Origin of the sequence: Mesorhizobium sp. M0768 (assembly GCF_040320195.1) — a bacterium.
GTDB lineage: Bacteria > Pseudomonadota > Alphaproteobacteria > Rhizobiales > Rhizobiaceae > Mesorhizobium.
Window position 1 is genome coordinate 16,094 of sequence record NZ_JAMYPD010000030.1, and the last position, 25,124, is coordinate 41,217.

General features: G+C 55.6%; 23 protein-coding genes and 1 pseudogene. 19 read left to right on the plus strand and 5 right to left on the minus strand.

The window, feature by feature from the left end:
• Nucleotides 1-81: 81 nt before the first annotated feature.
• From NKI08_RS27435 to NKI08_RS27455, 5 genes are all read left to right on the plus strand, one after another.
• A complete protein-coding gene (locus NKI08_RS27435; protein WP_502899675.1) occupies nucleotides 82-1,017 on the plus strand; it encodes a glycosyltransferase family 4 protein in 936 nt (311 codons plus the stop codon).
• Nucleotides 1,014-1,958, plus strand: coding sequence for a polysaccharide pyruvyl transferase family protein (locus tag NKI08_RS27440; RefSeq protein ID WP_352774000.1), 945 nt, complete (start codon nucleotides 1,014-1,016; stop codon nucleotides 1,956-1,958). The genes NKI08_RS27435 and NKI08_RS27440 overlap by 4 nt, the downstream gene beginning before the upstream one ends.
• Nucleotides 1,951-3,189, plus strand: coding sequence for a hypothetical protein (locus tag NKI08_RS27445; RefSeq protein WP_352774002.1), 1,239 nt, complete (start codon nucleotides 1,951-1,953; stop codon nucleotides 3,187-3,189). Before NKI08_RS27440 ends, NKI08_RS27445 begins: the two co-directional genes overlap by 8 nt.
• Before the next feature lie 232 nt (nucleotides 3,190-3,421).
• Entirely contained in the window at nucleotides 3,422-4,033 is a 612-nt protein-coding gene (locus tag NKI08_RS27450; RefSeq protein WP_352774004.1) for a class I SAM-dependent methyltransferase, read from the plus strand.
• Complete coding sequence (locus NKI08_RS27455) at nucleotides 4,030-5,133, plus strand: hypothetical protein (protein ID WP_352774006.1); 1,104 nt, start codon at nucleotides 4,030-4,032, stop codon at nucleotides 5,131-5,133. The genes NKI08_RS27450 and NKI08_RS27455 overlap by 4 nt, the downstream gene beginning before the upstream one ends.
• Nucleotides 5,134-5,530: 397 nt before the next feature.
• Here NKI08_RS27455 and NKI08_RS27460 read toward each other — a convergent pair whose 3' ends face one another.
• Nucleotides 5,531-6,388, minus strand: a complete 858-nt coding sequence (locus tag NKI08_RS27460; RefSeq protein WP_352774008.1) for an FkbM family methyltransferase — start codon at nucleotides 6,386-6,388, stop codon at nucleotides 5,531-5,533.
• Between the two features lie 109 nt (nucleotides 6,389-6,497).
• Here NKI08_RS27460 and NKI08_RS27465 point away from each other — a divergent pair, with 109 nt between their 5' ends.
• The 11 genes from NKI08_RS27465 to NKI08_RS27515 all read left to right on the plus strand — a co-directional run bounded on the left by NKI08_RS27465 (nucleotide 6,498) and on the right by NKI08_RS27515 (nucleotide 19,148).
• A complete protein-coding gene (locus tag NKI08_RS27465; protein ID WP_352774010.1) occupies nucleotides 6,498-6,971 on the plus strand; it encodes a hypothetical protein in 474 nt (157 codons plus the stop codon).
• A gap of 329 nt (nucleotides 6,972-7,300) precedes the next feature.
• The gene (locus NKI08_RS27470; protein ID WP_352774072.1) at nucleotides 7,301-7,786 is read left to right on the plus strand and encodes a hypothetical protein; all 486 of its coding nucleotides are present in this window, start codon (nucleotides 7,301-7,303) and stop codon (nucleotides 7,784-7,786) included.
• 427 nt (nucleotides 7,787-8,213) lie between these two features.
• Complete coding sequence (locus NKI08_RS27475; RefSeq protein WP_352774012.1) at nucleotides 8,214-9,023, plus strand: tyrosine-protein phosphatase; 810 nt, start codon at nucleotides 8,214-8,216, stop codon at nucleotides 9,021-9,023.
• Nucleotides 9,023-9,805 carry a polysaccharide biosynthesis/export family protein gene (locus tag NKI08_RS27480; protein ID WP_352774014.1) on the plus strand — a complete coding sequence of 261 codons (783 nt, stop codon included), beginning with the start codon at nucleotides 9,023-9,025 and terminating at the stop codon, nucleotides 9,803-9,805. The genes NKI08_RS27475 and NKI08_RS27480 overlap by 1 nt, the downstream gene beginning before the upstream one ends.
• Before the next feature lie 49 nt (nucleotides 9,806-9,854).
• Entirely contained in the window at nucleotides 9,855-12,233 is a 2,379-nt protein-coding gene (locus NKI08_RS27485) for a GumC family protein (RefSeq protein ID WP_352774016.1), read from the plus strand.
• Nucleotides 12,121-13,368, plus strand: coding sequence for a tetratricopeptide repeat protein (locus NKI08_RS27490; RefSeq protein WP_352774018.1), 1,248 nt, complete (start codon nucleotides 12,121-12,123; stop codon nucleotides 13,366-13,368). Before NKI08_RS27485 ends, NKI08_RS27490 begins: the two co-directional genes overlap by 113 nt.
• Entirely contained in the window at nucleotides 13,365-14,681 is a 1,317-nt protein-coding gene (locus NKI08_RS27495) for an O-antigen ligase family protein (protein ID WP_352774020.1), read from the plus strand. Before NKI08_RS27490 ends, NKI08_RS27495 begins: the two co-directional genes overlap by 4 nt.
• A gap of 342 nt (nucleotides 14,682-15,023) precedes the next feature.
• Nucleotides 15,024-15,929 (plus strand): sulfate adenylyltransferase subunit CysD, encoded by a 906-nt coding sequence (cysD, locus tag NKI08_RS27500; protein ID WP_352774022.1) that lies wholly within the window; start codon nucleotides 15,024-15,026, stop codon nucleotides 15,927-15,929.
• A 2-nt stretch (nucleotides 15,930-15,931) separates the two neighbouring features.
• Entirely contained in the window at nucleotides 15,932-17,869 is a 1,938-nt protein-coding gene (gene cysN / locus NKI08_RS27505; RefSeq protein ID WP_352774024.1) for a sulfate adenylyltransferase subunit CysN, read from the plus strand.
• A gap of 10 nt (nucleotides 17,870-17,879) precedes the next feature.
• Nucleotides 17,880-18,668 (plus strand): 3'(2'),5'-bisphosphate nucleotidase CysQ, encoded by a 789-nt coding sequence (gene cysQ / locus NKI08_RS27510; protein ID WP_352774074.1) that lies wholly within the window; start codon nucleotides 17,880-17,882, stop codon nucleotides 18,666-18,668.
• 234 nt (nucleotides 18,669-18,902) lie between these two features.
• Complete coding sequence (locus tag NKI08_RS27515; RefSeq protein WP_352774026.1) at nucleotides 18,903-19,148, plus strand: type II toxin-antitoxin system VapB family antitoxin; 246 nt, start codon at nucleotides 18,903-18,905, stop codon at nucleotides 19,146-19,148.
• Between the two features lie 149 nt (nucleotides 19,149-19,297).
• Here NKI08_RS27515 and NKI08_RS27520 read toward each other — a convergent pair whose 3' ends face one another.
• The gene (locus NKI08_RS27520) at nucleotides 19,298-20,884 is read right to left on the minus strand and encodes an adenylate/guanylate cyclase domain-containing protein (protein ID WP_352774028.1); all 1,587 of its coding nucleotides are present in this window, start codon (nucleotides 20,882-20,884) and stop codon (nucleotides 19,298-19,300) included.
• Between the two features lie 328 nt (nucleotides 20,885-21,212).
• Between NKI08_RS27520 and NKI08_RS27525 the strand changes: the two are divergent.
• Nucleotides 21,213-21,389: pseudogene (locus NKI08_RS27525) on the plus strand (3'(2'),5'-bisphosphate nucleotidase CysQ); the annotation flags it as partial.
• Nucleotides 21,390-21,553: 164 nt separating this feature from the next.
• A complete protein-coding gene (locus tag NKI08_RS27530) occupies nucleotides 21,554-21,787 on the plus strand; it encodes a DUF6429 family protein (protein ID WP_352774030.1) in 234 nt (77 codons plus the stop codon).
• Nucleotides 21,788-22,088: 301 nt separating this feature from the next.
• On the opposite strand, the gene NKI08_RS27535 is transcribed toward NKI08_RS27530, so the two are convergent.
• The gene (locus tag NKI08_RS27535) at nucleotides 22,089-22,637 is read right to left on the minus strand and encodes a class I SAM-dependent methyltransferase (RefSeq protein ID WP_352774032.1); all 549 of its coding nucleotides are present in this window, start codon (nucleotides 22,635-22,637) and stop codon (nucleotides 22,089-22,091) included.
• A 124-nt stretch (nucleotides 22,638-22,761) separates the two neighbouring features.
• Nucleotides 22,762-23,568 carry a PA3715 family protein gene (locus tag NKI08_RS27540; RefSeq protein ID WP_352774034.1) on the minus strand — a complete coding sequence of 269 codons (807 nt, stop codon included), beginning with the start codon at nucleotides 23,566-23,568 and terminating at the stop codon, nucleotides 22,762-22,764.
• A 267-nt stretch (nucleotides 23,569-23,835) separates the two neighbouring features.
• On the opposite strand from NKI08_RS27540, the gene NKI08_RS27545 reads away from it, so the two are divergent.
• Entirely contained in the window at nucleotides 23,836-24,072 is a 237-nt protein-coding gene (locus NKI08_RS27545; RefSeq protein WP_352774035.1) for a hypothetical protein, read from the plus strand.
• 136 nt (nucleotides 24,073-24,208) lie between these two features.
• Here NKI08_RS27545 and NKI08_RS27550 read toward each other — a convergent pair whose 3' ends face one another.
• On the minus strand, nucleotides 24,209-24,886 hold the full coding sequence (locus tag NKI08_RS27550) for a protein-L-isoaspartate(D-aspartate) O-methyltransferase (protein ID WP_352774076.1): 678 nt from the start codon (nucleotides 24,884-24,886) through the stop codon (nucleotides 24,209-24,211).
• Between the last annotated feature and the right edge of the window lie 238 nt (nucleotides 24,887-25,124).

Consider the following 25,124-nt stretch of genomic DNA (forward strand, 5'->3'; position numbering starts at 1 on the left):
CCTAAAATGACTCGTCCACAGACCATCGTTCGGATCGTAGGCCTTAATCAAGGTGGCGGAGCGAGGATACACTGTCGTCAATTGAACAATTATATAGAACAAACAGGGCGAAAAACAGTCACCTTTATACCCGCATCCCGGTTCCACGATCCTCTGACCAAAACAAAAAATGAAAATATGATATACGTCGAGGATTTGGGCGTAATCCGAATTCTTCGATATGTTATTAAAAATAGAAGGGCCATACAGTACGTTCATATTCATCTTAAGAACGCTGTTATCCTGTTCTTCTGGATTGCAATAGTGTGTAGGCTTCCGGTTCTTGTCACGGTGCATCAAGAAATTGTTTCACGGACATGGCGGGCAAAACTTACCAATGCTTTCTACGCTGCCCTGCTAAGGCGCGCTACGTCGGTTATTGCGATCTCGACCTACATACAGGAACAATTGGAAGCGATTGGGGTAAGATCGACAATGATTTGGAATGCTAGCGAGGACGTGAAGCCATGTACTCCGAGGGGGGAAAGAAGGGAAGATGGACCACTAGTGATCGGAGTTGTTGGCGAGCTTACTGCTCGAAAAGGCGTTACTGATTTGATAGAGCTGTCTGAACTGCTTTCTCCGGGGTGCACTTTTGCGGTTTACGGTGTTGGCCCGCTCTCCTCAACTCTTCGCGGCGCCCGTGGGGTAGATTTGCGCGGCTACGAAAGTGATACATCTACCATATATTCGTCGATAGACTTATTGCTCATGTTGTCTTATGGCGAGCCTTTCGGGCGTGTGCTGACGGAGGCGATGGCCTATTCGCTCCCTGTCGTGGCAAGGCATTCTGGCGGCGCCATCGAAGTCGTAGACAAGAAGTGGACCTTTGAGACGTTACCTGAATGCGCCGCGCTTATAAATAAGCTGCGTTGCCAACGTACACGCGATGAAGTTGGCGTATCAAACAGAGAGAAGTTTTCTTCGTTGTTTAGCTTGGACGTCTTTTATAGCCGCCTAAAGGAGTTTGGAATATGATTGTGCACGCAGACCCGTCAATCGGTAGCGACAATACGGGGGACGCAATCATTTCACATTACGTGAAGGTCGAGTTAAAAAAGCTATTTCCCCAGGACCATATTGTGTCCATTCCAACGCAAACAATGACCGTATCAAGGAGACTAAACTCACTTCTGTCTAACGCAAGGGGCGTGGTGGTAGGGGGTTCCAACCTATTAAGCGGAAGATATCCACGCATTCGCCAATGGGCAAATATGTGCGTGTTTGCTCCGCATAGAAAAAAAGTGCATTTAATTGGCTGTGGATGGCACTCATACGAGAAGAGAAATCTTCCATTAAATACGTTGCTGTTGCGTGCGGCACTTGATAAAGGTGGAGTCCATTCCGTTAGGGACAGCTACACAAAAGTCAAGCTGGCAGAGAACGGGATCCGGAGCTGGAATACCGGCTGTCCGACGATGTGGGGCTTATCAGGTTCCTATTCTTACAAATCCGAAAGTACCGTGGGCCGGATAATTGTCACGCTGACGCACTACAGGAAGGATGTAGCTCGAGATACGGCGCTACTTGCGTATGTTCGTTCCCTTGGAAGGGAGATCTACTTTTGGCCACAATCGCCACAAGACACCGTGTATTTAAAGGAACTCTGCGGGGCCGACAGCACAATTCGGGTTCTCGGAGAAAAGATTTCGTGTGTCGAGGATGTCGCTGACTCGTCCGCGATTTACGTCGGCACGCGACTGCACGGCGCGATTCATTTATTGAATCGGTCAGTGCCGGTGTTTGTGGTAGGAATTGACAATAGGGCAATAGAGATTGCTCATGATACAGGATTGCCGTTAATCGATATATGGAATCCGCCAAGCGGGCTTCCAATCGAGACGGCCATTGATATCACTATGCCTCGGGAGGAAATTGCGGCCTGGAGGGTGACAATCAGAAAGCATATAGATGGTTAGGGCATGGGCGTATCTGTTCGTTGTCAGCTGTCTTTTCCCATATGTTGAGATCTATAACTTCGGGACGGATTTGCAGCCAACGGCGCTGATATTTGGCGCTATCTTGGTTGTACTAGCATACATGTCACAAGAGGGCCTTTCGCTCAGTTGGGTCGAGTGGTTGTTCATCCTTGTCACGTTTTTTGCCTTTATTCTCATGCTGTTGGAGCTTCCTGACCCCCTCGCCGTCCGGGGCTTTGTCACGTACCTAAGCTTTTCTATTGTTGTAATCGCCAGTAAAGTGGCAATTGGCTACATAAGAAACCTTGTAGGCATTGTGTCTGTCTGTGGAATCCTTTACGCTTTGTGCGGCGTCATACAGATCATTGTCGATCCTAATCTATTTGTTGCAATTGTGCCGATAGACCGATCGGCATATGGGCTGGGTGGGCGCGGAGTGGAATCCCTTACCCCTGAACCGACCTTTTTTGCCTTTCACCTGATATTGCTATCGTTGGTACGATATCAATATGGGCGGAAGACATATGGGGAGATGCTGGCCGTCGTGTTTCTCTCCAAAAGTGCATCAGGCGCCGCTACCTTGATGCCGCTCCTTTTTAGCGCACGGCACCGTCGGGTAGCTTTAGCAATATCCGCGGTGATAGCAGTTGGCCTTCTAGCTAGTGCGCTAACTCTCGCATTAAAGGGAGGAGGGCGCGTCGAGCACGTTGCTGAGCTGGTCGCTAGTTCCGATATGCAGTCCCTGCTTAAGGACCAATCAGTTAATGATAGAGTGGGCAGCATTGTCCTCTCCGTGACGAGCGTGATTTTTGACGCGGGTTATCCACACGGCTTCGTAAGTTGGCGTAGGTATGTTGAGCAGAGCGACTGGTATTACTCAACCTTCCCATATGTTAGTGGGTTCCATGGCCGTATACACTCAGGCATTGGCGCCGTATTATTCGAATGTGGACTGATTGGATTGCTTTTTTTGGTTGCCATTTTCGCGCAAATTCGGGAACTCGGCTTTATCACATTCAGTGTTGCGTTTCTTCTTCTCCTGCAGTCCACCCCGCTAGCTCAGCCAATGTTTGCTTTAATCGTAGCGATGGGGATAATCGCGAAGGAGCGCCGTTTGTCTTTTGGTTGGTCTGCCATCTGGAAGAAGTCGTCGGGCAGACAGGCACCTATTCACCAACGTCGAGTTTTTCGAACGGCAGAACCTCTACTGAATCCATGGCGTGTCGACTGAGAGCATGAGGTCATACTACGCAAGAATGGGTGTCGTATGGTTACGTGCGGGCTAGCCTCCTTCAAAGAGAGCTCCCAGTGTGATGGCGCACGGCAGACGGTGTGCGTCGGGGCGTCCGCGGTGCGAATTAGGGCCCTGCTTCTAAAGACGCACAGTCATATCGCACGGCATATTGCGCTGACACAACGTCGGTTTTAATATTGTTCAACAGTGAACCCTGGGATGCAGAGAAATGATGAAGGCGATATTCTTTAAGGCGCCGAAGTCGAACGCGGACAATGAGTTGCGTCGGCTGCAAACTTGCGAACTGGTTAAGATGCTTGCCCACACAGAGCTATCCGGAACCGCGCTATCTATTAGCGGGTCTAGCCACCTATTACGAGGGCTAAAATTTGAGGGATCAGTAGAAGACTTGTCGTACCCTGAATACGACTGTCGATGTATACCGCGTCCCGACTCGATGTATGATCTATACCTTTCCGATCAAGTCTTGGAGCACGTAGGAACGCAACCTGATGTTGTTTTTTCTGAAGCGTTTCGTTTGCTAAAGAAGCAGGGTGTCGCAATTATCTCTACCTGCTTGCTTAATCCTATTCATATGGCACCCACCGACTATTTGCGTTTCACACCATACGGCATTAAGGAACTTGCGGAGCGCGCGGGCTTTACGACAATCGAGCAGTTCACGATTGGCCATGCTGGGGATTTCATGATACAACGCTTGGGCGGAGCTGGTATGAATTACACGAGGATCACGTCCTTGTTGATCCGGGTGCTCGGCGCAATCTTTCGCCGGTCCGCGGACAAAAATCCGATTTTAGTAGGTGCAGTTCTTCGTAAATGAAAAAACAGATTTTGTTTGCGGGCTACAAGTTTGCGTTCCTTGGGATCGGTGTTGTTACTCTCCAATTGAACATACGGTATTTTGACCCGAATTATGTTCTAGAACTCTACAAGGCTCTTAGTCTGTCGCTTATATTTACGACTATTATTGATTTCGGCTCATCCAGAGCCGCTATATCACGTGGAGCGATGCGAACAACGTTTCCGCTATCGGGTATCAAATCTGTCGTGCGAAACGCAGTTTACGTGGGAGGATTGGCATTATTATTGTCGTTTGCCTATGACATAGTTGTAGGACAAGTGTATGCATCCTTCGCGGCAACAGTTGCTGTATTTACTTGTGCGCTCATACCAGAAAAATTGTCGGCCGTAAAATCTGGACGAGTTCTCTGGTGGTCATTTATTGACTCGGTGAGCTCGGTTGTTTTTTCCCTTGCATCTGTTTTCTCAGTATTTCTAGGACCTTATCATTTCCTAATTTGCATTGGCGTGTGTGGATTGTATTTAGGGATTTGGGTATCCAAACGTGGCTTAAGGGGGTTAGCGACACGGAGATCGCTCAGTGCGTTCGTAACAGCCAATCGGCAGTCGGTTCAGTATGGTTTGGAATCTGTTCTGTCGACCGCAGTGTGGGCCGGGTTTCTGTGGATGCCCTTCGGTGGAAGTGGCCAGGTCAACCAACTATTGGTTCATCGCGTACTAAACTTGACCAGAGTATATGCGTCCACATCTGTCAACTCGATGCTTTCAGATCCGAGTTCGATCTCTCCGGTTGGTATCATCACATCGAGCTTGCTTGTTACGCCCTTTGGTGCGATCGCGCTGTATGGTCTAATGGTATTTGCACATGTAACGCACATCTGGCTTGAGATGGCTTTTGCAATACCTATGATTCTTGGCACGGTTGTGTTTATTTTGTCATCATGGGCATTGCTGTTCTTGGCACGAAAGACAGAGCGTCTCATCTTAATAGTAGGCGTGGCGTGTGGTGAAGCGGTGATTGTGGCTGGCGATTTCAGCTACCGACAATTCGGGATTGTAATATTTGCATTCGGACTGATTGCATGGAGTCGTTGCTATATGCTGTTCCCCCGCCGCTGAGCGGAGTTCGTTTGCTAGTTGCGCTTGGCCGGAAGCTATGTGTCCTGGTCTGGCCAGTGAAGTGGTCTCACGTCAGATCGCCGGTGCGGCGAAACTTTCAATTGACCACTGTAGCAGTTCCTGCATTCTACCCAGCCGATTGCGGTCGCCTCACGGTCTTCGTCCGAACCCGTTTCCAGTCCATTCCGTCAACCAGAGCCATGAGCTGAGCATGATTGAGCTGGACCCGGTGGTGGCCGATCCGCGGCCAGCAGAACTTCGCGTCCATCCAGCCGCTTGGCATAAAGACACACGCCGCTGCCGGACCTTGCCTTCGCAAGGTCACGATTTAAGCAATAAAATCAAACCGTTTGACGTTTGTGGACGGAAACTAGGCCAGCCGTCAAGCTCCGCGAAATCAGACAAAGCTGCGCAGCCGGTCTATCTCAAAATTCTTCAGGACTAAAAAGTCGCCGTGCGGCGGCAACTTCTCGTTGTCGGTTGGCATTAAGTCTTTACAGAGGTATACCTTGCCATAGCGCAAGAGCGAGTGTCTCAGTTCCTCTGCGCTACCTCCGGCTCTTCCCAAGTGCCGCTCATCAAACTCGACGATGCCGGCAAATGACTTGCTCTCCTTGAGTAACTTGCTCATTCCGGAAAGCACGTTGATTTCCCACCCTTCGACGTCAATCTTAAACAGGACCGCCTTTGACTCGCCGTCAACCACAGTGTCGACCGGAATAGACGAAACCTCTGTACGCTCGAACTGTCCTTCACCAGCACCCTTAAAGGCGCTGTCAGCTATCTCTCCGACCAGGGAAGATGTTCCTGACCACTTCTTGTCAATAGTGAGACTGACAGTTCCCCTCGAAGAAGAGGCCGCACACATATGCAGATGAAAGATCCGGTGATCTGCCCTAGATTGTATGCTCCGTCGCAGGTACTGTTCCAAGTACGGATTGGCTTCAAATAGGTGGACAGAGGTGGCGTTTCGATAGGTGGTGCAAAATGCAATCTCGCCATAGTTTGCGCCGATATCTAATATTATATCGGGGGCCATTTCCGTTGCCAATAAGCGCCAAAGACGCGAAGTACTGCGTTGTGTAACCCCGGCCATAGCTAGGATACGACGCCCGCGGTTGTCTCGAGGGGATACATACATCGATCCACGGCCTACTAAAATGACGCGCTCCGTCCATGGTATAGTTTTGAACTGAAAGGCGTTGAGCAGACCGGATGCCATTGCCCTCAACGTAACGAACGATGATTTCAGCATTTAAAGCCCTTAGTGGTAAACACACAACACGAGAACCGGCACGATGCATCGCTGGGTTCGTAAAAGCGATATCGCCATACAACGGTGACACCGTCGCAGGGAGATTGGTTTGTCCATCAAAAAAATTGGCATTCTCAGTATAATAGCTTTGGCCTTTGCCGCAAGCTTTCTGACAATTATTGTTAGGACAGGGACGAGAATCAATGCGCCAAAACCTAAGTCGATAGCAGCTTGGAAGCCTATCAAGGGTAAACTTTTTATTCCATCCATAGACGACCTCCGCGTCGGTGATCAAAAAATTGTACTATGCGGCGCAGCGTTCACGAAACCCCGGTCGATGCGCGCTCTGGTAACGGAGACCGCGCGGCGGAATTATCAACGGCTCTCGCTGACTTGCAAGGCCGTTGGCACAGGAACGCCATGTGACGGCAATGTCGCAGCAAAATTTAATGATGCAATTGTTGTGCAGTGCTTCACTGCCGATGGCACAGATCTGGCTTCAAAACTTGTAGAGAGTGGCATCCTGTGTGGGCAGCCCACACAGGCAGGCTCGACCTACAAGGGGTGCTCGCCAGGCTCGTAGTTGCCAGCGGGCATAACAAGCACAGCCGACTGGAGAGTTTGGGCGTAGCGTTAGAGTTGTGACGACGTCGGGCCGCAAAGCATCGTCCACATCAGCTCTCGAAATCCCTATTGCGGCCGGCATCCGGCATTCGGCATAGAGATGATAGTTTCCAATTGGTTGGCGTTTCCAATTGCTTGGCATTAATGGGTGTGTTCAATCAACCACACCGAAACCAAAAATTATCTCGCAACTGCGATATGGGTTGGAATTGTCGCAAAAAGCTGTTACGCGCTTTTTAGTATTTTAGTGGTTGGGTGGGCCTCAGGTAACGTGGGAAAGATGGATTGATGCGGATGAACCTAGTTGTGAAAAGTGCGTTGGCCGGATTTGTTGTGTTGGTCGGCTTCGCCCCGGTATCGTCTTTCGCGCAGGATGGATCGTGCACCTGTGCAACTGCCTATACGGGCGTAAATCCGATTGGTTCAATCGGGAGCGTCAATGGCGATGTGATGATCTCGCAGGTGGCTGGCTATGGCCCGGCACAAGCGGGGGGCGCTCTTGATTTCGGCAGCCGCGTCGTGGTTGGCGCTAAGGGGTCGGCTTCGGTTAAAGTCGGGGGCTGCAATCTGAGCGTCCCGGCGAATTCGACGCTCGATATCTCACGCGTCGACAACAAGATTTGCCTCAATGTGCTGGGTTCTGAGAAGACCGCCCAAACCGGCAATTCAGGGGGCATCACCAACAACAAGCCGGCCTGGATATTCCTGGGGTTGGCGGGCGGCGCGGGCATTCTGGCTGCAACGCAGGATGAGGACAGCGGCGTAAGCAAATAGGCGGACGGGTAGCGGAGGTGGTTGCCTCTGCGCGTAATGTGAGCCGTAGACCTGTGCTGCGCAATCGTTGGTGTGCACTGGCGGACATCTGGGTGCATCTGTATCGTTCTACAGCTTGAACTGGTGCCGGTGGCCGATGTATTGGCCGGGGGGGGCAGCTAATTGTAGGGACGGGAATGAAGGTTCGTCCTTGTCCTGCTGCAACATCTCAGGCTAGAGGCGTTGTCGCTCGAATTACTCAAATGTCCGGTGGTGTGCAGATCGTGCCGCATTGTGACTGGACCCCAATCCTTAGAGTTGTTCAGGAATGGTGCAACTTTCGCCGTGATTGGGAGAGCTCGCTTGACAGGTGCGTCATGCTCCATCGAGTGAGGGGCGCATATTTGGGGGAGGGCGAAGTTGCTACGTTGCGTCGGTGTAGCCAGAAATGATCGATTTGCATTCGCATATCTTGCCCCGCCTTGACGACGGCTCACCCGGTCTTGCTGAATCGCTGGAAATGGCTCGAATGGCGGTGGCCGACGGAACGACTCACATGGCGTGCACGCCGCACGTGATGCCGGGTGTATACGAAAACGCAACATCGAACATTGTCCGAGCAGTTCAAGAATTTGACCAGGCGCTGCGCCGCGCCGCCATACCCCTAGCGCTCTATGTTGGTGCCGATGTTCACATAGCGCCGGATCTTCCGGACCGATTGGCGGCCGGCAGTGTGCCGACTTTAAACCAGTCCCGATATTTTCTGTTCGAACCGCCGCACCATGTCCTACCTCCAAGGATGGAGGATCTTGCGCTACGCCTCATAAACGCCGGTTTCATCCCGATTCTTACTCATCCGGAGCGTTTGACCTGGATCAAGACGAATTACGACGTTATCGAGAGGTTGAATGCGGTCGGCTGCCTCATCCAGCTTACCGCGGACTCGATTGTTGGTGCTTTTGGACGCACGGCGCTTTATTATTCGGAAAAGCTGATTGACGAGGGCAGGGTGGATATCATCGCATCGGACACTCATAGCGCTACGCGCCGGCGTCCGGGGCTTTCACAGGCTGTTGCTGCTGTAGCCAAGCGATGTGGGGAAGACGAGGCCCTCAACATGGTGTTGAAGCGTCCAAGCAAAATATTAGCGAACCGGCCCATTGAGCCGGTCGGAAAATCGCGTCCAAAAACAGCAAACGCTGGAAACGCCATCCGGTTTGGAGGATTTGGCCGGTTGTTCAGGGGCGGTATAGCGTAATGGGCATTTTCAATTTCGCAAAAACTCAAATCGGGACGGTACTCGTATTGCTCGCTTCACTCGCAATGTCTGCATGCACAAGCACCTCATCGACGACACTATCTTCGTCGACTTCGGTCGATGCGTTGCAATTGACATCATCATCTGCGCCACTTTCGACCGGCGGCGCTCTGAAGGTGGTGAAGGACCTGCCGGCGCCGCAAAATACCCAGAACGGGAGCGAGCAGCCTTTATCTCCGAACGATGTGCTCGAGGTGAATGTATTCCAAGTCGACAATCTGAACAGAACGGTTCAAGTCGATGCTGGCGGCCAGATTTCCCTTCCGCTTATCGGAACAATTACCGCAGCAGGAAAAACTGTCCGTCAGTTGGAGCAAGAGATCGAGACCTCTTATGGAGCCAAATACCTACAATCGCCTGATGTGACCATTTTCGTCAAAGAGTCAGTCGGGCAGCGGGTTACAGTGGACGGGGAAGTGAAGAAAGCAGGAATCTACCCGATATCGAGCAGTTCCTCGCTGCTAGATGCAATTGCATTAGCAGGCGGTTTCAGTCCAGTGGGCGATGGTGGCAAGGTCTTCATCTACCGCAACATTGGTCCAAACAAGCTGGTAGCAAATTACAACGTTGACGAAATCCGCGCTGGCAAAAATCAAAATCCACGCATTTACGGCGGCGACGTAATTGTTGTATTTGCTTCTCAATCAAAAATTGCAATGACCAATCTTAAGGAGGCACTTGGGATTGCGTCAAGCGCTGCAAGACTTGCCGTGATCCCATAGGCGGAACATAGCAGGCTTGTATTTAGACAACTTAGGATCTCGGCGTACTATGCTCGACCGCAACAAGCAGCATCGAATTTCAGGCCCTGGACACGGCCAAGCCTTGTCTGCCGATCTGTATTATGACGGCGCGCAAAACTATAGTCCGTATGGCCCCGACTACTCGGAGCAAGACGAGAGTTTCAATCCACTCAAGCTGCTTTTTTACGCTGCCCACTATAGATGGCTGATTGTCACGATGGCGGCAGCCGGACTTGTCGCGGGCGTCATCGTTACGATGATGCAGACGCCAAAATATCAGGCAACGACGCAGTTGGAAGTGCTGGTGCCCTCGGCCAAGGTTTTCCAGGACATAGAGGTAGTTTCGGAAAACGCTGACGTGCGGGCGTTTCTAACTGCCCGTGAAAAGCTAAAAAGCCGTGCATTGGCACAGCGGGTAGTGTTCCAGTTGGGTCTCAGTGAAAAGCCGGACTTCCTGTTCCCAACCCCGGACTTCTCCCTCAGCAACATCTTCTACCGTGCGTTTCGAATCTCCAAATCTCCTTCCATTCAGGAGACAACCCCAGAGGAACGCGAGGCCATCGCGATCGGCCGCATTTTGAAAGACCTGACAGTCAATCTGGTCACGAATACGAGCCTTCTTTCGATCTCGTTTGTCGATCAAAAACCGAAGTACGCAAGCGATGTTGCCAATCAGGTCGCGCAAAGTTTCATCGATCAACGCCTCGACCAAACCAGCGAAACTTCGGATCTGGCACGGAAATTCATCCAGGAACAGGTTTTGCAGGTGAAGCAAAAGCTTCAGAAATCCGAAGAGGAACTTGTCGCCTATGCAAAGGATGCAGGCATCACGATAACTGGCGGAGATAAATCGTTAATTGGATCAAACATTGAGGCTCTGAACACCGCGCTCGCGGCGGCAATCCAGGAGCGTCTCGATGCCGGTCGAGTGGTAGACCAGATAGACAAGGGCCGCGGCTCAAGTCTCGGCCCCGTTCTCGAAAGCGAAGGCCTGCAGAAGCTCAGCGATAGACTGGCGGATTTGACTAGCCAATACCAGCAAAAGCTAGGCATTCTGAAACCCGGGTTTCCTGAAATGCAGCAGCTCCAGTCGCAGATCAAGGAGTTGCAACGCCTTTACAACGACGGCGTTTTGACCATAACGGATTCGCTGCGGCTAAAATACCAGGAGGCCCAGAATAAAGAAGACGACCTCAGAGCCAAACTTGCTGAGATGGAGAAGCAGCAGGTTGTGTTCAACGATAAGAACATAAAATATACGATCCTTAAGCGTGAAGTCGATTCGGACCGATCGCAATATGACAGCCTAATTGCCAAGCTGAATGAGGTTGGTGTCAGTTCAGAACTCAAGACGCAAAGCGCGGCTATTGTTGATTTCGCAGCACAGCCAGAGTTACCCTATTCGCCGCGTTTGAGCATCAATCTTGCGATCGCCCTAGCTCTTTTCATGGCTATGAGCGGGACGATTATCTACCTCATTGAGCTGTTGAACAACACGTTCACTAATCCTGAGCAGGTTGAGAAGGAGCTCGGCTTGGCCATGCTCGGCATCTTGCCGCTGGTCGACGACCGGGAACTCGTGGCCAGTATAGCTGATCAGAAATCTGGCCTGTCGGAGGCCTATCGTTCGCTTCGAACATCGCTGCAGTTTTCCGGTGCGGAAGGCGCGCCACGATCGCTGCTGGTCACCAGTTCCGAGCCTTCGGAAGGCAAGTCGACCACCTCATTCAAGCTTGGTCAAGATTTTGCGGCACTCGGCGCGAGGGTGCTCATTGTCGATGGTGATCTTCGAAAGCCGAACCTTCATCGGCTGTTTGGTCTCGACAACACAATCGGACTGAGCAATCTCCTCACAAATACCGTTCGCAAGGAAGATTTAGCGGGCATCTTCAGGGCAACGAAATATCCCAATGTTACAGTTCTGACTTCTGGGACGATTCCCCCGAATCCGGCCGATCTTCTTTCGTCACCGAAGATGGCTCTGATCATGACCAATCTCGGCAAGCGATTTGATCTTGTCATCATCGACGCGCCGCCGATCGTCGGCCTCTCGGATGCTCCTATTCTCAGCCGGCTCGCCGAGGGCACATTGATGGTCATCTCTACCAACCAGGTGACACGCAAATCTGCGAAGGCGGCGTTGAAGCGCCTTCGAGCTGCTGGAGCGAACGTGGTTGGAGCCGCGATGTCTAAGTTCGCGGTGAACAAGTTCGATTACAACTATGCCTATAAATATATGAACTACCAATACTATAACTACGGCACGAGTACTGCGAAGATTGAAGGCAAAGTCGATGACGGAGCAGGCCAGCCCGCTTATGCAAAATCTCCGGCGTTCAGTCGTTTGGTCCGTCGCGTCCGTTTTAGTATTGGTGGCTTCCTCGATCGGGCTAAGTCGATTTCTTGAAACGGAAACGCCAGCCGTCTCCCTTGCGGTGGATCCTTTCAACGTTGATGCGTTGATAGCTGAAATCAGTAACGTCCTGAATGATTCGAACAATGCTCCCGATCTTGATGCATTGCTTGCCAAAGCCAGAGGCGCACTCGCCTTTGATCTGGCGGACGCGCGTCTCTATAGCGTCATGGGTGAGATAGAATACCGGAAAGGCGAAACAGACGAGGCCTATGAGCTCTTCGATCAGGCTCGTAAATTATCCAAGACGGAAATCCATGCACTCCAGAGGTCCATCACCCGCGAGATCGAGACAGGGGATTTGCCGAAGGCGGTCGGTGAGATCGATATACTACTCCGGCGGTGGCCAGACCAATTTCCTGCAATCGCCCAGGGTCTGCCGGCAATTCTCTCAAATCGGGCAGGATACCAGGCGGTGCTGACAGCGATCAGGGCAGAGGCACCGTGGAGAGCCAGTCTGTTCGCCGCCCTTGGTAAAGACCCCAAGGGTCTCGATACCGCCAACCGGCTGTTGCTCGATCTCGCCGAGTCAGGGGCACCGCCAAGATCGAATGAATTGTCAGCTGTGATCAACGGCTATATTCGTCAGAGAAAATACCAAACGGCATATCGCCTGTTCCTTTTCAGCCTTACTGATGAAGAACAAAAATTAGGTGGGTATATTTTCAACAGCACCTTTGAGCCAGGATTCAGCGGCAAGCCTTTCAATTGGCAGGTCCACAGTCAGTCGGGGTTGGAAGTCACATTTGCACCGTCCCGAGGCGGGGGCGGAGCGACCGTCCGGTTCTTAAATATGCCAGTCAAGAATACGGCTCTCTCACAATATATCGAACTACCTCCTGGTAGATACAAAGTTTCTCTCACAGCTTCTGCAAGAAACCTGAAGCTTCCAAAGGAACTATTTTGGTCAATAAGGTGCATGGATCCGGCCAGCGAAATAGCGCGTTTCAACATTCCGGAGGGTACCTTCAATCGTCAGACTCTGAGCCAGGCCTTTTCAGTGGGACCAGCTGCATGCCCCATTCAACTACTAAGACTCGAAACTGCGACCATTGCCGAGAGCTGGCGATTTCGATATGTCGGCACCTTGATAATGCACAAACTGAGCATTGAGAGACTTCCATCTTGAAGGACCGAGCGTCGGAATGGGATAAATATCTCCTTGGCACGGTCTTGTTCGTGTCGCTGCTGATCGGGGGTGGTACTGCGAGCGGCCTTTACACAGACACTCTGATCGAGGTTGCGGCGATAGTTTCGGCCGCGGCTGTCTTTTCGCAAACCCCCGGTCAGAGAATCGCCCGGCCTGTTCTGTGGCTGCTGGTCTTCGCTATGGCGTTGATCGTTTTGCAAATCGTCCCATTGCCGTCAGCCATATTCAACGGGTTGCGGCCGGAGTTGTTGCTCGGAGATCCCTGGGTTGGAGAAAGCCGATTTCGTTTCATCAGCGTAGGGGTCGGCCGGACGGTCGAATGCCTGCTTTATCTTCTGGCCGCCGCAGCGTTTTTTTTGGCCGTATTGCGTTTGCGTGCCGAGCAGGTCAGCGCGCTCCTTCCGTTTTTCTTCATGGGTGTTATCTGCAATGGTTTGGCGGGAGCGATTCAATATTCGCTCTCTGACGACGTCGCTATTGTCGGGCTGTTGCCTTTTACTATCAATGCCGGGCTTTTCGCCAATGTGAATCATTTTTCGGCGTTGCTTTTTGTGTCGATCCCCTTCGTCGTCTATTACGGTCTATTCCGCGGACATCTTTTGTCCGGATCCTTCGGCCTGATCGCGCTCTTGCTGCTTCTTTTGGCCGCCGGTTCGCGTGCCGGTGTTCTGATTGGGTTGGCGATCACCATGTTGTCCGTGATCTTTCTCTCAGCCCGTTCGAGGGCGAGCGGGTTTAGCGTTCTCCTGATTTTTGTCGGGCTTTCGATATACACGATTGGCGCCTGGACCAAGATCGACCTGGAGGCAATCGACCCCGCTTTCGGGCGAGGAGAATTTGCCCGAACCACGCTCGAGGGCATCAAGGGCAATTGGGCGGCAGGTGTCGGATTTGGGAATTTTCAAAACGCCTACCAGATATACGAACGGGAGAGCATGATTTTCAGGCAATACGTAAATCATGCCCATAATGAGTACCTTGAAATGGCTTTCGAAGGGGGAGTTCTGGCTATCCTGCTGTTGGCAGGTTATTTCGTACTGCTTTTCGCTGCACTGGCCAGGGTTCGCCGCGACCCGCTTCAGAAGGCGGCATTTCTCTCGGTATCGTTTCTTCTCATTCATTCGCTGGTCGATTATCCGCTGCGAACCGGGGCGCTGGCGATGACCTTTGCCTATATGAACGCCATCATCTTCCACAAAGGATTTGCAGAACGCTTAAGCCGCAAGAGCGAGATGATCGAGATCGATCACAATGGTGACAAGCTACTTGTTCCCATCGAACGTTCGTCCTAGCGACCTCGTCGCCACGGCTGGCGTCGCCAGAACATGGCGGACCGCCTGTGAGGCGAGCCGGCCCCTGGCTCTCGGGTTCCGAGGCTCAGGCAACATTTTCCTGCCCCTGCCAAGTGCAATCGCTCGCTGAGCAGAAATTTCCCAGTTTACCCATCTGCATGGAAAATTCATTCCCGAACCATTCGGCCGCAAGCGTGTCTTGCATTGTTCTGGACCGGAACGATCTGCTAGAACGCCCGCACGAGAATAGATTGTCCGGAAGTGCAGTTTGAATCGGGCGGCTGAAGGTCGCCTCCGATGCAGGCCCTTCCGTGGATCGGTACGAAAGAACGCTCGCAGTCCATGAACATCGCGCTTACGCACCTTCAGCGGCTTGAGGCCGAATCCATCCATATTTTTCGCGAGGTGGCCGCAGCCTTTGCCAAGCCGGTCATGCTCTATTCGGTCGGGAAGGATTCGTCCGTGCTCATGCACCTGGCTATGAAGGCATTCTATCCGGCCAAGCCGCCCTTTCCCTTTCTCCATGTCGACACTACCTGGAAATTCCGCGAAATGATCGCCTTTCGCGACCAGATGCAGCAAAAGCTCGGCTTCGACCTCCTGGTCCATGTCAATGAAGACGGCGTGCGCGACAACATCAATCCGTTCGACCACGGCTCCAACACCCACACCCATGTAATGAAGACAGTTGCCCTGCGGCAGGCGCTCGACAAATACGGGTTTGACGCTGCCTTTGGCGGCGCGCGGCGCGACGAGGAGAAGTCGCGCGCCAAGGAGCGCATCTTCTCGTTCCGCAACGCCCAGCATGTCTGGGATCCGAAGAACCAGCGGCCGGAGATGTGGAAGATTTTCAACACCCGCATCGCTGCCGGTGAATCGATCAGGGTGTTCCCGTTGTCGAACTGGACCGAGCTCGACATCTGGCAGTACATTCTCCAGGAAGACATCCCGATCGTGCCGCTGTATCTGGCCAAGGAGCGGCCGGTCGTCGAGCGCGATGGCATGCTTATCCTGAAGGACGACGACCGTATGCAATTGCGGCCCGGCGAGACGGTGGAGAACCGGATGGTGCGGTTTCGCACGCTCGGCTGCTATCCGCTGACCGGCGCGATCGACTCGGAAGCCGACACTCTGGAGGCGATAGTCGGCGAAATGCTCACGGCGCGCACTTCCGAGCGGCAAGGTCGCCTGATCGATCGCGATGAAGCCGGCTCGATGGAAAAGAAGAAGCGCGAGGGGTATTTCTGAGCATGCGCCACATTATGGCCAAGAGTCTCGCCCCGACCGATGGCGTCCGCGACTATCTGGCGGCGCAGGAACGAAAGTCGCTGCTGCGCTTCCTGACCTGCGGCTCGGTCGACGACGGCAAGTCGACGCTGATCGGGCGCCTGCTTTCCGACACCAAGCAGATTTTCGAGGACCAGCTGGCCACGCTCGAGCGCGATTCGCGCAAGCACGGCACCACCGGCGACGACGTCGACTTCGCGCTGCTGGTCGACGGCCTCGAGGCCGAGCGCGAGCAAGGGATTACCATCGACGTCGCCTATCGCTTCTTCGCCACGCCAAAGCGCAAGTTCATCGTCGCCGACACGCCCGGCCACGAACAATACACGCGTAACATGGCGACGGGTGCATCGACCGCCGATCTTGCCATCGTGCTGATCGATGGCCGCCAGGGCGTATTGCGTCAGACAAGGCGACATTCGATCATTGCCTCGCTGCTGGGCATCCGCCACATCGTGCTCGCCGTCAACAAGATCGATCTTGTCGACTTCGACGAGGCGGTTTTTAAGCAGATTGTCGCGGATTACGCGCAATTCTCACGTGAGCTCGGCTTCCAGACAATCCTGCCCATTCCTATGTCGGCCCGCTACGGTGACAACGTTAGCAGCCGATCCGACAGGACGGACTGGTATTCCGGCCCGACGCTGATCGAACATCTCGAAACCGTCTCGGTCGACCAGGCCGCGGTCGAATTGCCGTTCCGCTTTCCGGTCCAATATGTGAACCGTCCCAATCTCGATTTCCGCGGCTTCGCCGGCACCATAGCGTCCGGATCGGTTGCGCCCGGCGACGAGGTGGTCGTCGCGAAATCCGGCAAGTCCTCCCGTGTCAGGCGCATCGTTTCGCATAGCGGCGACCTTCAGCAGGCTATCGCCGGCCAGGCCATCACTCTTGTCCTCGACGACGAGGTGGAAGTCTCGCGCGGCAATATGCTGGTGTCGCCGGCAGCGCGGCCGCAGGTCGCCGACCAGTTCGCCGCCAACATCGTCTGGTTCGACGAACATGCGCTGCTGCCTGGCCGCTCCTACATCCTGCGCACCGAGACCGACCAGACCAGCGCCACCGTCACCGACCTGAAATATCGCGTCAACGTCAACGACTTTGCCCATGAGGCGGCCAAGTCGCTTGAAATGAACGAAGTCGGCATCTGCAATATCTCGACGCGGTCGCCGATCGCCTTCGATCCGTTTGCCGAGAATCGCACCACCGGCGCCTTCATCCTCATCGACCGCATCACTAACGCCACGGTCGGCGCCGGCATGATCCTGCATTCGCTGCGCCGCGCCGAAAACATCCACTGGCAGTCGCTCGATGTCGGCAAGCGCGCCCGCGCCGATATGAAGAACCAGCGGCCGGCCGTGTTCTGGTTCACCGGGCTTTCGGGTTCGGGCAAGTCGACCATCGCCAATCTGTTCGAAAAGAAGCTGTTCGCCACTGGGCGCCATACCTACATTCTGGATGGCGACAACGTCCGTCACGGCCTCAACCGCGATCTCGGTTTCACCGACGCCGATCGTGTCGAAAACATTCGCCGCGTCGCCGAAGTGGCGCGCCTGATGGCCGACGCCGGGCTGGTCGTCATCGTGTCGTTCATTTCGCCGTTCAGCGCCGAGCGGCGCATGGCGCGCGAACTGATGGCCGACGGCGAATTCGTCGAGGTGTTTGTCGATACCCCCTTTGAGGAATGCGCCAGGCGCGATCCGAAGGGTCTCTATGCGCGGGCGTTGAACGGCGAGATCAAGAATTTCACCGGCGTCGATTCACCCTATGAGGTGCCGGAAAAGCCCGAAATCCATCTCAAGACCCTCGGCAGATCGGCCGAGGAGATGGTGGACGCCCTGGAACACTGGCTAAACGAGCGGGACATTGCCGAAGACCAATATGACAGCGGCGGCGGTATCTGACGACGAAGCGATGCTCGCCGTCTTCGAGCACCTTGCCTTGGCGGCAGGGCGCGAGGTGATGCGCGTCTTTCGTGCCGGCTGTGCGGTCGACAGCAAGTCGGACAGTTCGCCAGTGACGGAGGCTGACCGCCAGAGCGAAAAGATCATCCTTGCCGGGCTGCGCGCCGCATTTCCAGAGATTCCATGCGTGGCAGAGGAGGAAGCCTCTGCCGGAATCATGGCGCCGGATCTCGGCGACGCCTTTTTCCTTATCGATCCGCTGGACGGCACCAAGGAGTTCGTCAACCGGCGGACCGATTTCACTGTCAACATCGCGCTGGTTCGCCATGGCGTGCCTGAGATCGGCGTCGTCTTCGCGCCTTGCACCGGCCGCTTCTTTTCCGGCCGCCCGGGCAAAGCGGAAACGATCGAGATCAATGACGACTACGAGATCGTCGATCGCCAGCCGATTTCGGCAAGGGCCGGTATGGTGCCGCTGACCGTCGTTGCCAGCCGTTCCCACAACACGCCGGAAACCGACGCTTATATCCGCGCGCTGGGCGCTGCCGAGATCGTCTCGGTCGGCTCGTCGCTGAAATTCTGCCTTGTCGCCGGCGCCGAGGCGGACGTCTATCCGCGCTTCGGCCGCACCATGGAGTGGGATACGGCCGCGGGTGACGCGGTGCTACGCGCCGCCGGCGGCATGACGCGCACGCTGGATGGTGAGCCGCTCGCCTACGGCAAGCGCAACCAGAGTGACGACGAGGATTTCGCCAACCCGCATTTTATCGCAAGCGGCAAGGCTGCTGGATTTGGCTAGACGGTGATTGCGCAGTTCCAGACCCGTACGAAAGTGCGGGTCTTGCAAGTGACTTATGCAAGCGACCTCAGAGACTGCTCGAGATCTGTAAGCACAGCGATACGATCCCCATCCAGCCGACAGTCGGGTCGGCGTGGCCGATTCGCTTCGTGTCCGGTCGATGCTGTGGGGCCTTCACACGGTGTATCCAAATTGCTGTATACCGATACACTTGAACGGCTATACGAGGCAGTGATGGCGTTCCACATCAAAAATCCCGAGACCGACGCACTGGCCCGCCGGGTCGCCGCACTTAAGAGGACTGGTCTGACAGAGGCTGTCCATGCCGCGCTCAAGCATGAGCTTGAGCGCGAACAGGCTAGACCGTCCCTGGTAGAGATCGGCGTCAGGTTCTGCCGTGATCTGCGAGCCCGGGGCAAGCCTGATCACGGCAGGCCCGCCGACAAGGCGTTTCGCGACAGCCTGTACAAGAATGACTGAAGTTCATCGACTTCAATCTGGACCGTGGCCAGCCAAGTAAAGTCCGGTTCAACACCGTTCAGCCGCGCCGGGTCCCGGCCAGGAGTTCGCGCGCAGCATCCTCGTTGGTCACCAGCGCCGTCAGGGCCGAGGCGATCACGTTCAAGAACCTAAAATGCGGCGGGCTTGCTTCGGATGGCTAAGGCCAGGAGCGCCTCCGAAAGTCGTTTCTTCGCCCGCTCCACCCCGTTCTCGTCGATTGCCTCAACATCGAGGAACAAGTCGAGACCAGTCGCATGTTCGCTGATGACCTGAGGGCGCTGGGCGAGTTCACCCAGGAGGCCCTCGACTTCGTAGGGGACAACCTCTCGGCTGATCCCCTTCATGGCTATCGGTGCCAATGGACGCGCCCGGACAAGGTCGCGCACGAGCGCGTAAGTCTCATAGCTGAGGCAGATGCCGCCGGGCTCGGCAATCGACTGCAGCCGGGCCGCCAAGTTCGCCTCGGCCCCAATGATCGTGTAGTCCATCCGATCATCGGAACCGAAGTTCCCAACATTGCAATATCCCGTGTTGATGCCCATGCGAGCTCGGAAGGGCCGTTCAACTCCGCGGTCATGCCACACCCTGTTCAACTGCTCCAGCCGACGCTGCATGTCGACAGCCATGCGCAAGCAGGCTCTCGCGTCTTCCTCGACGCCTTGCGTCTCGGGGTCTCCGAAGAACACAAGAAGCGCGTCGCCGATGAACTTGTCGACGGTGCCGCCGTGTTTGAGCGCGATCGTCGACATCTCGGTAAAGTACTCGTTGAGGAGAAGCGTCAGGTCCTCGGGCTGGAGCCGTTCCACGATCGCGGTGAAATCCTTGACGTCGGAGAAAAAGATCGTGAGCTTCTTGCGCTCGGTCGCGATGGTGACGTCCTTCTGGCCGCTGAAGATGCTTTTGTAAATTTGAGGCGAAAGGTATTTGGCGATCTTCAATGAAATCGCGGCCAGGAAGTCGTTTGCCTCCGAAAGCTCCTTGTTGATGCCCTGAATCAACGCGGACTGCCGACGCTGCAGGAGAATGAACGTCAGGCCCGCCGCCGCCGCGAAACCGAAATATAGGAGCAGATACTTGAAGGTCAGCACGTTCGCAGCGATAGGCTGATTGACTGATATCTCCTGGATCCCTCGGACATCCCCTACCTTCCAGTCCGTCTTGGGGCTGTCCGGGTGTGAGTTATGGCAGGTCACGCACACTTGTCCCATTATGACAGGGGCCGCGGCGCGGACCTGCCGGTCAAACAGTGAGCCCGAGACCTCGATGATCGGCTCCTTCGGGTTGGCGCGCAAAGCTAGGATTGCATTCCGCTCGAACGCATCGAGCTGGTGGGGCGCGCGACCTTTGAAAGGCAGATCCGAGACGAACCGATATTTGACCGAGCCGTCATGAGCGCTGATGCGCTTGCCGAGTTCGATCGAGAGGGTTGCTGGAATAGGGATCGCGCCTGGCACGTCCCGATAGTTGTGCGTCGCAGTCACGGCGCCGTTAGCTTGCAGCACGCGTCCCACGACGTCGCTGCCGTAAAATCCGCGCATTTCGTCGATGATGCGGCTGATTTCGCTGGCTTGCCTGCGCAGCATCCGTTCCGACAGGTCTCGGAGGTCGAGCCAGGCTGCGACGGGCAGACCGACAAGGCCGATGACCACTGCCGCCACCACGAGCGGTCCCATGGTGCGCTGCTGACGCGCAATCTGTTCACCCAGTCCAGCCATTGTGCAAGCGCCCGGCCGTCTTAGTATGTGAACTATAGCTCATTCCCGCCGCGGTACCAGAGTCAGTCTTGGCTCGATGAAAACACGTCGGCCCTGCAACGTCGGACCGACCTCGAGCGGTTGTTGCCAAGCCGCGACTCTCACGGCGGATTTCGCATTCTGGCGCTGGACGGGCAGTGAATCAGCGAAGTGGATGTCGCAACGTCGGTTGTGGCCCGGAATGCGCTGCGCGATAGCCGCTCAGGTGTCAAAATTCGCGTCTCGCAAGGTCGAGAGACTTCTGCGGCCGGAGAGCGCGTCGGAGAAGAAAACGTCCCGCGAAACGTCTCCGCGCGTCGGTCGCACTATGGAATGGGACACCGCGGCGGGTGACGCGCGCTGCCGGCAGCATGACGCGCACCTGAATGGTGCGCCGCTCGCCCGCGGTAAGCGCAACCAGAGCGACGACGAGGATTTCGCCAATTCGCATTTCATTGCCAGCGGCAACCCTGCCACGGCCGCTTAGATATCATGATGAGTCCAATCCCGTCCCGGCTCGTCGGCCCCGTTGACGCCGTCGCGGATGCGACGCCTAGGTGAAGCATTTATTTTCAGGCGAACGCTCGTGGCAGGGAGTAACCATCCGGTGTGGATCGTGGCAGCGGCGCTTTCGCGTGTTAAACTGCTTGCATGGAGATCGACACCGACAAGATCGACGATGCCGTTATGGGCCTGCTTTGGCTGACGCTGCATGAAGAGAGGCGCGCCTGGAAGGGGTTGGATCGGAATGCTCTGGATCGCTTGCACGAGAAGGGGCTGATCGCGAATCCGGCAAATAAGGCGAAGTCAGTGTTTCTGACAGATGAAGGACTGCGGCGCGCTGAGGAGCTATTCCGAACGCTGTTCACTCGCCCGGCGCCCTGAGCCAGAGCGCTGGACGGGCGCCTGCGAGCTGATAACGCACATGGCTGAATTTCGACACCGGCGGCGCGCCGACCGCAGGCGGGACGGCCGGTGCTCTCGCCGTGACGGCCAAATTGGTATTCGTCACCCACGCCAACGGGCGCATCCATTCTGTTAAGGCAGTGGCAGAGCATACCGCAGCCGCGAGATGCTTCTCCCGGCGAATGGGCGCTCCGGGCCGAGTTGCAGGCAGGCAGCGGGTCTGCGCCCGCTGCTGGCACATGGGATGTTGAAGAGGCAGATTACCACAAGCAATGTGTCATCATGGCTGCGGATTTCCGAAGGCAGGTTTCTCAAGCACCAGCACATGACTACCAAGAGGCGATGTGTGAGTGCTCTTGACCTGGAACCCTTCGTCAGAAAGCGTTTCGATGAATTCGCCATCCGTTCCAGGCGGAACGCGGGCAACGACGTTTGAGGTGCGCCTCACAATATTGGAAAGCACCCTTCGCGCCTTGCCCGGGCCGATGTTGCGCTGCATGTGCTGATAGACGGCCAGCAGCAGGACGATATCGTATTTCGGTAGAAGGATATTGCCGAGGCGCCGGCTGCCGAGGTTTAGGCGATCGAACCGGGCATGCACCGGGGAGCCACTCAACAACATCTTTGCGGTCTCGATGTGCGGCTTGGCAATGTCGATCCCGTGGATCGAACTGGGTTTCAGCTTGGAGATCTCATAGGCGACAACACCCATATTGCAGCCAACATCGAGAATGGATTTTCCGGTGTAGTCGACTTTTGCGGAGAATAGCCCGTCAAGTCTGTCGTCCCACGTTCCGGCAAAACCCCTTTTGAATCTTGACCACCACAAATCATCAGCTCCTTTGAGAAGAGCCCCCTTGAGCGCCTCCTACCACGAGAGAATTAACGGTCGATACCCGTTCAACTGGAATTGATGACATTGACGAACCAAGGCAGGGACGTGTGCGGCCGCCTCACAACCCCATCACTTTGAGTGCCGCGGGAACCGCATAGCGGCTGCCGTCATAGCGCAGCCGGTTGGTGCGCTTCACAGGCTTGCCAGGATGGGAATGGCATTCGCCATTCTGGTCGGGGGAGGGACTATCGGTATTCGTCTGCTCAACCGCGGTGATATCGTGATAGCCCTGATGGCTCGCCGGGCTCATCGCCAGGCTGACCTGGCTGGAATGAAAGTATCCGGCGCAACTACCATCGCTATCGCCGCCAGAGCCGGCCACCACGAGGCCGTCGAGCACCATGCGTAGCGTATCGCCGGTGCGAGCGTAGAGCCGCAGGTCGGTTTCAGCGAACGGAGCGGTCAGCGAATGGTGTGCCAGTGCGATGCGCAGGCCGAAGGCGGTTACCTCAGGGGCCAGTGCATAGCGGCCGGTGTCGAATTCCACCTTCTCGATGACGATCGCGTCATCGGTCATCAGACCGGGCTGGAGCAGGCGCTGGCGCACACGCCGCGTATTCCTGTCGACGACCAGAAGCTCGATATCGCCGACATGCAGGTGGTCGCCGTTAGCGCTGTCAATCAGCGGCACTGCGACCAACAGCAGGTCGACATGGGCGGGCCAAATCTTGCAGACCAGGCCGAATGGCGCATCGGTCCCCGGGAGCGTTGAGGTGATGCTGGTATGAGGTTCAAGCGTGAACGAGGTGCCGTCGGCGCTCTTTCGGGCCTTGGGATAGGCCTGCTGCACCAGCGCGGCGGCATCGCCGCAATCGCCCGCCGCGGCTCGGGCGGGCGACAGGCCGGCTGAGGCCAGGCCGAGCAACAGGACAGGCAACACTATTCGCATGGAGTTTCTCGCCTAGCAGGGCCGGGTTAGGCCAGTGGCTTTCTACGCGAGATTGGTGGCGGCGCACAGTGCCGATCCAAGGCAAGCACCTGCCCCATTTGCAGATGGATGTTCGCAAGGAAGTCCCTACGCAGTAAGAGGTGGGTATGCTGGCCTATGCCACCAACGACAACTGGGACCCCAAGCCCACTGCATCGTGGTATTTCGTGTCAAGAGCGGCGAGGCGCGCAAGGTGAACAGATCATGGCCTCGCTCGAGGCCGAGCAGAAGCAGAACGCGCTGAAGGGCGGCATTCATATCACCGGTAAGGCCGAGGCGCTCGAAAACCGAAATTTCAACATTCCCGTGCGTGTCGGTCCGGTTGCGCTGAACCTGGACTTCCCGACCGATGATCCCGCGGTCAGCCTGAACTTTTCGGGCTATCCGGCACGGGAACGCTCTCGCTGCCCGATCAAATCCTGTCGCCCGACCCGAGCCTGAGTTCCGGTGAAGTCAACCGAGTGCCCTAGAGCGCCAGATCGGCGCCGGAGCCACGGTCGGGATTGCAAGTGCAAAGAAACGCGGAAGGCTGGCATCTGATTGATTGGAAAAGCGCGGTCGCGCCAGTTGTCGCACCTCAGTAGACGGTTTCGAGCCGGCTGAACCGAACCGGGATGAGTTTCCGGGTCTCGAGCTGCCCTGCCGCATCCTTCTCGATGACAGTCAGAAACTGTGCTTCTTTAGATCCTAAAGGCAGAACCAGCCGTCCCCCCGGCTTGAGTTGCTTCAGAAAAGCCGGCGGTGTCTGCTCAGCCGCCGCCGTGACCAGGATCTTGTCGAATGGGGCGTGCTCGGGCCAGCCGCGAGACCCGTCTCCGACACGAATGCCGACATTGGATAAGCCTAGCTCCTGCAGGAGATCCTCCGCACGGCTTACGAATTCCTCGATGATTTCCACGCTCCAAACCTGCCCGGCGAGTTGCGCGAGGATTGCGGTTTGATAGCCCAGGCCAGTGCCGATCTCGAGCACCGCCTCGTGCGGTTGGGGAGCAAGGAGATCGGTCATGAGAGCGACGATGAATGGCTGCGAGACGGTTTTATCGAAGCCGATCGGCAGCGGCATGTCCTGGTAGGCATAAGGTGCAACCGAGGCCGGCACGAAGCGATGCCGCGGCACTCGCCGCATCGCTGCCATCACCCGCTCGTCGAGCGCCGCCTTGCCGAGTTCTTCGCTTGCAAGGTCGGTATGGATTGCAATCATCTCGACCATGTGCCTGCGTAGGACCGCGAGGTGCTCTTCGTTCATTGGCTTCATGACGGTGGGGCCTTCCTCAACCAGCTTGCTGCCGGTGAGCATTATATCCTGTTCGTCACGGTAGCGCCCGCCATCGTTTCCATTAGGGTGCCCAGGGCAAGCGTGGGTGACCGTCTTGGCAGGCTATTGCTGGCGGCGACCCTGGAGATTCTGGGCGCCATATCGCCATAGCGGTGTGTCACACATGCGGCTATCGCGCATCAGCTTCGCCAGCACCTGAGAATCGCGCGATCCCTGA

Coding starts and splice junctions, on each gene's coding strand:
- NKI08_RS27440 (WP_352774000.1), top strand. CDS start 1,014: ATGATTGTGCACGCAGACCCGTCAATCGGTAGCGACAATACGGGGGAC.
- NKI08_RS27445 (WP_352774002.1), top strand. CDS start 1,951: ATGGTTAGGGCATGGGCGTATCTGTTCGTTGTCAGCTGTCTTTTCCCA.
- NKI08_RS27450 (WP_352774004.1), top strand. CDS start 3,422: ATGATGAAGGCGATATTCTTTAAGGCGCCGAAGTCGAACGCGGACAAT.
- NKI08_RS27455 (WP_352774006.1), top strand. CDS start 4,030: ATGAAAAAACAGATTTTGTTTGCGGGCTACAAGTTTGCGTTCCTTGGG.
- NKI08_RS27460 (WP_352774008.1), bottom strand. CDS start 6,388: ATGCTGAAATCATCGTTCGTTACGTTGAGGGCAATGGCATCCGGTCTG.
- NKI08_RS27470 (WP_352774072.1), top strand. CDS start 7,301: ATGCGGATGAACCTAGTTGTGAAAAGTGCGTTGGCCGGATTTGTTGTG.
- NKI08_RS27475 (WP_352774012.1), top strand. CDS start 8,214: ATGATCGATTTGCATTCGCATATCTTGCCCCGCCTTGACGACGGCTCA.
- NKI08_RS27480 (WP_352774014.1), top strand. CDS start 9,023: ATGGGCATTTTCAATTTCGCAAAAACTCAAATCGGGACGGTACTCGTA.
- NKI08_RS27485 (WP_352774016.1), top strand. CDS start 9,855: ATGCTCGACCGCAACAAGCAGCATCGAATTTCAGGCCCTGGACACGGC.
- NKI08_RS27490 (WP_352774018.1), top strand. CDS start 12,121: ATGACGGAGCAGGCCAGCCCGCTTATGCAAAATCTCCGGCGTTCAGTC.
- cysD (WP_352774022.1), top strand. CDS start 15,024: ATGAACATCGCGCTTACGCACCTTCAGCGGCTTGAGGCCGAATCCATC.
- cysN (WP_352774024.1), top strand. CDS start 15,932: ATGCGCCACATTATGGCCAAGAGTCTCGCCCCGACCGATGGCGTCCGC.
- cysQ (WP_352774074.1), top strand. CDS start 17,880: ATGCTCGCCGTCTTCGAGCACCTTGCCTTGGCGGCAGGGCGCGAGGTG.
- NKI08_RS27515 (WP_352774026.1), top strand. CDS start 18,903: ATGGCGTTCCACATCAAAAATCCCGAGACCGACGCACTGGCCCGCCGG.
- NKI08_RS27520 (WP_352774028.1), bottom strand. CDS start 20,884: ATGGCTGGACTGGGTGAACAGATTGCGCGTCAGCAGCGCACCATGGGA.
- NKI08_RS27530 (WP_352774030.1), top strand. CDS start 21,554: ATGGAGATCGACACCGACAAGATCGACGATGCCGTTATGGGCCTGCTT.
- NKI08_RS27545 (WP_352774035.1), top strand. CDS start 23,836: ATGGCCTCGCTCGAGGCCGAGCAGAAGCAGAACGCGCTGAAGGGCGGC.
- NKI08_RS27550 (WP_352774076.1), bottom strand. CDS start 24,886: ATGAAGCCAATGAACGAAGAGCACCTCGCGGTCCTACGCAGGCACATG.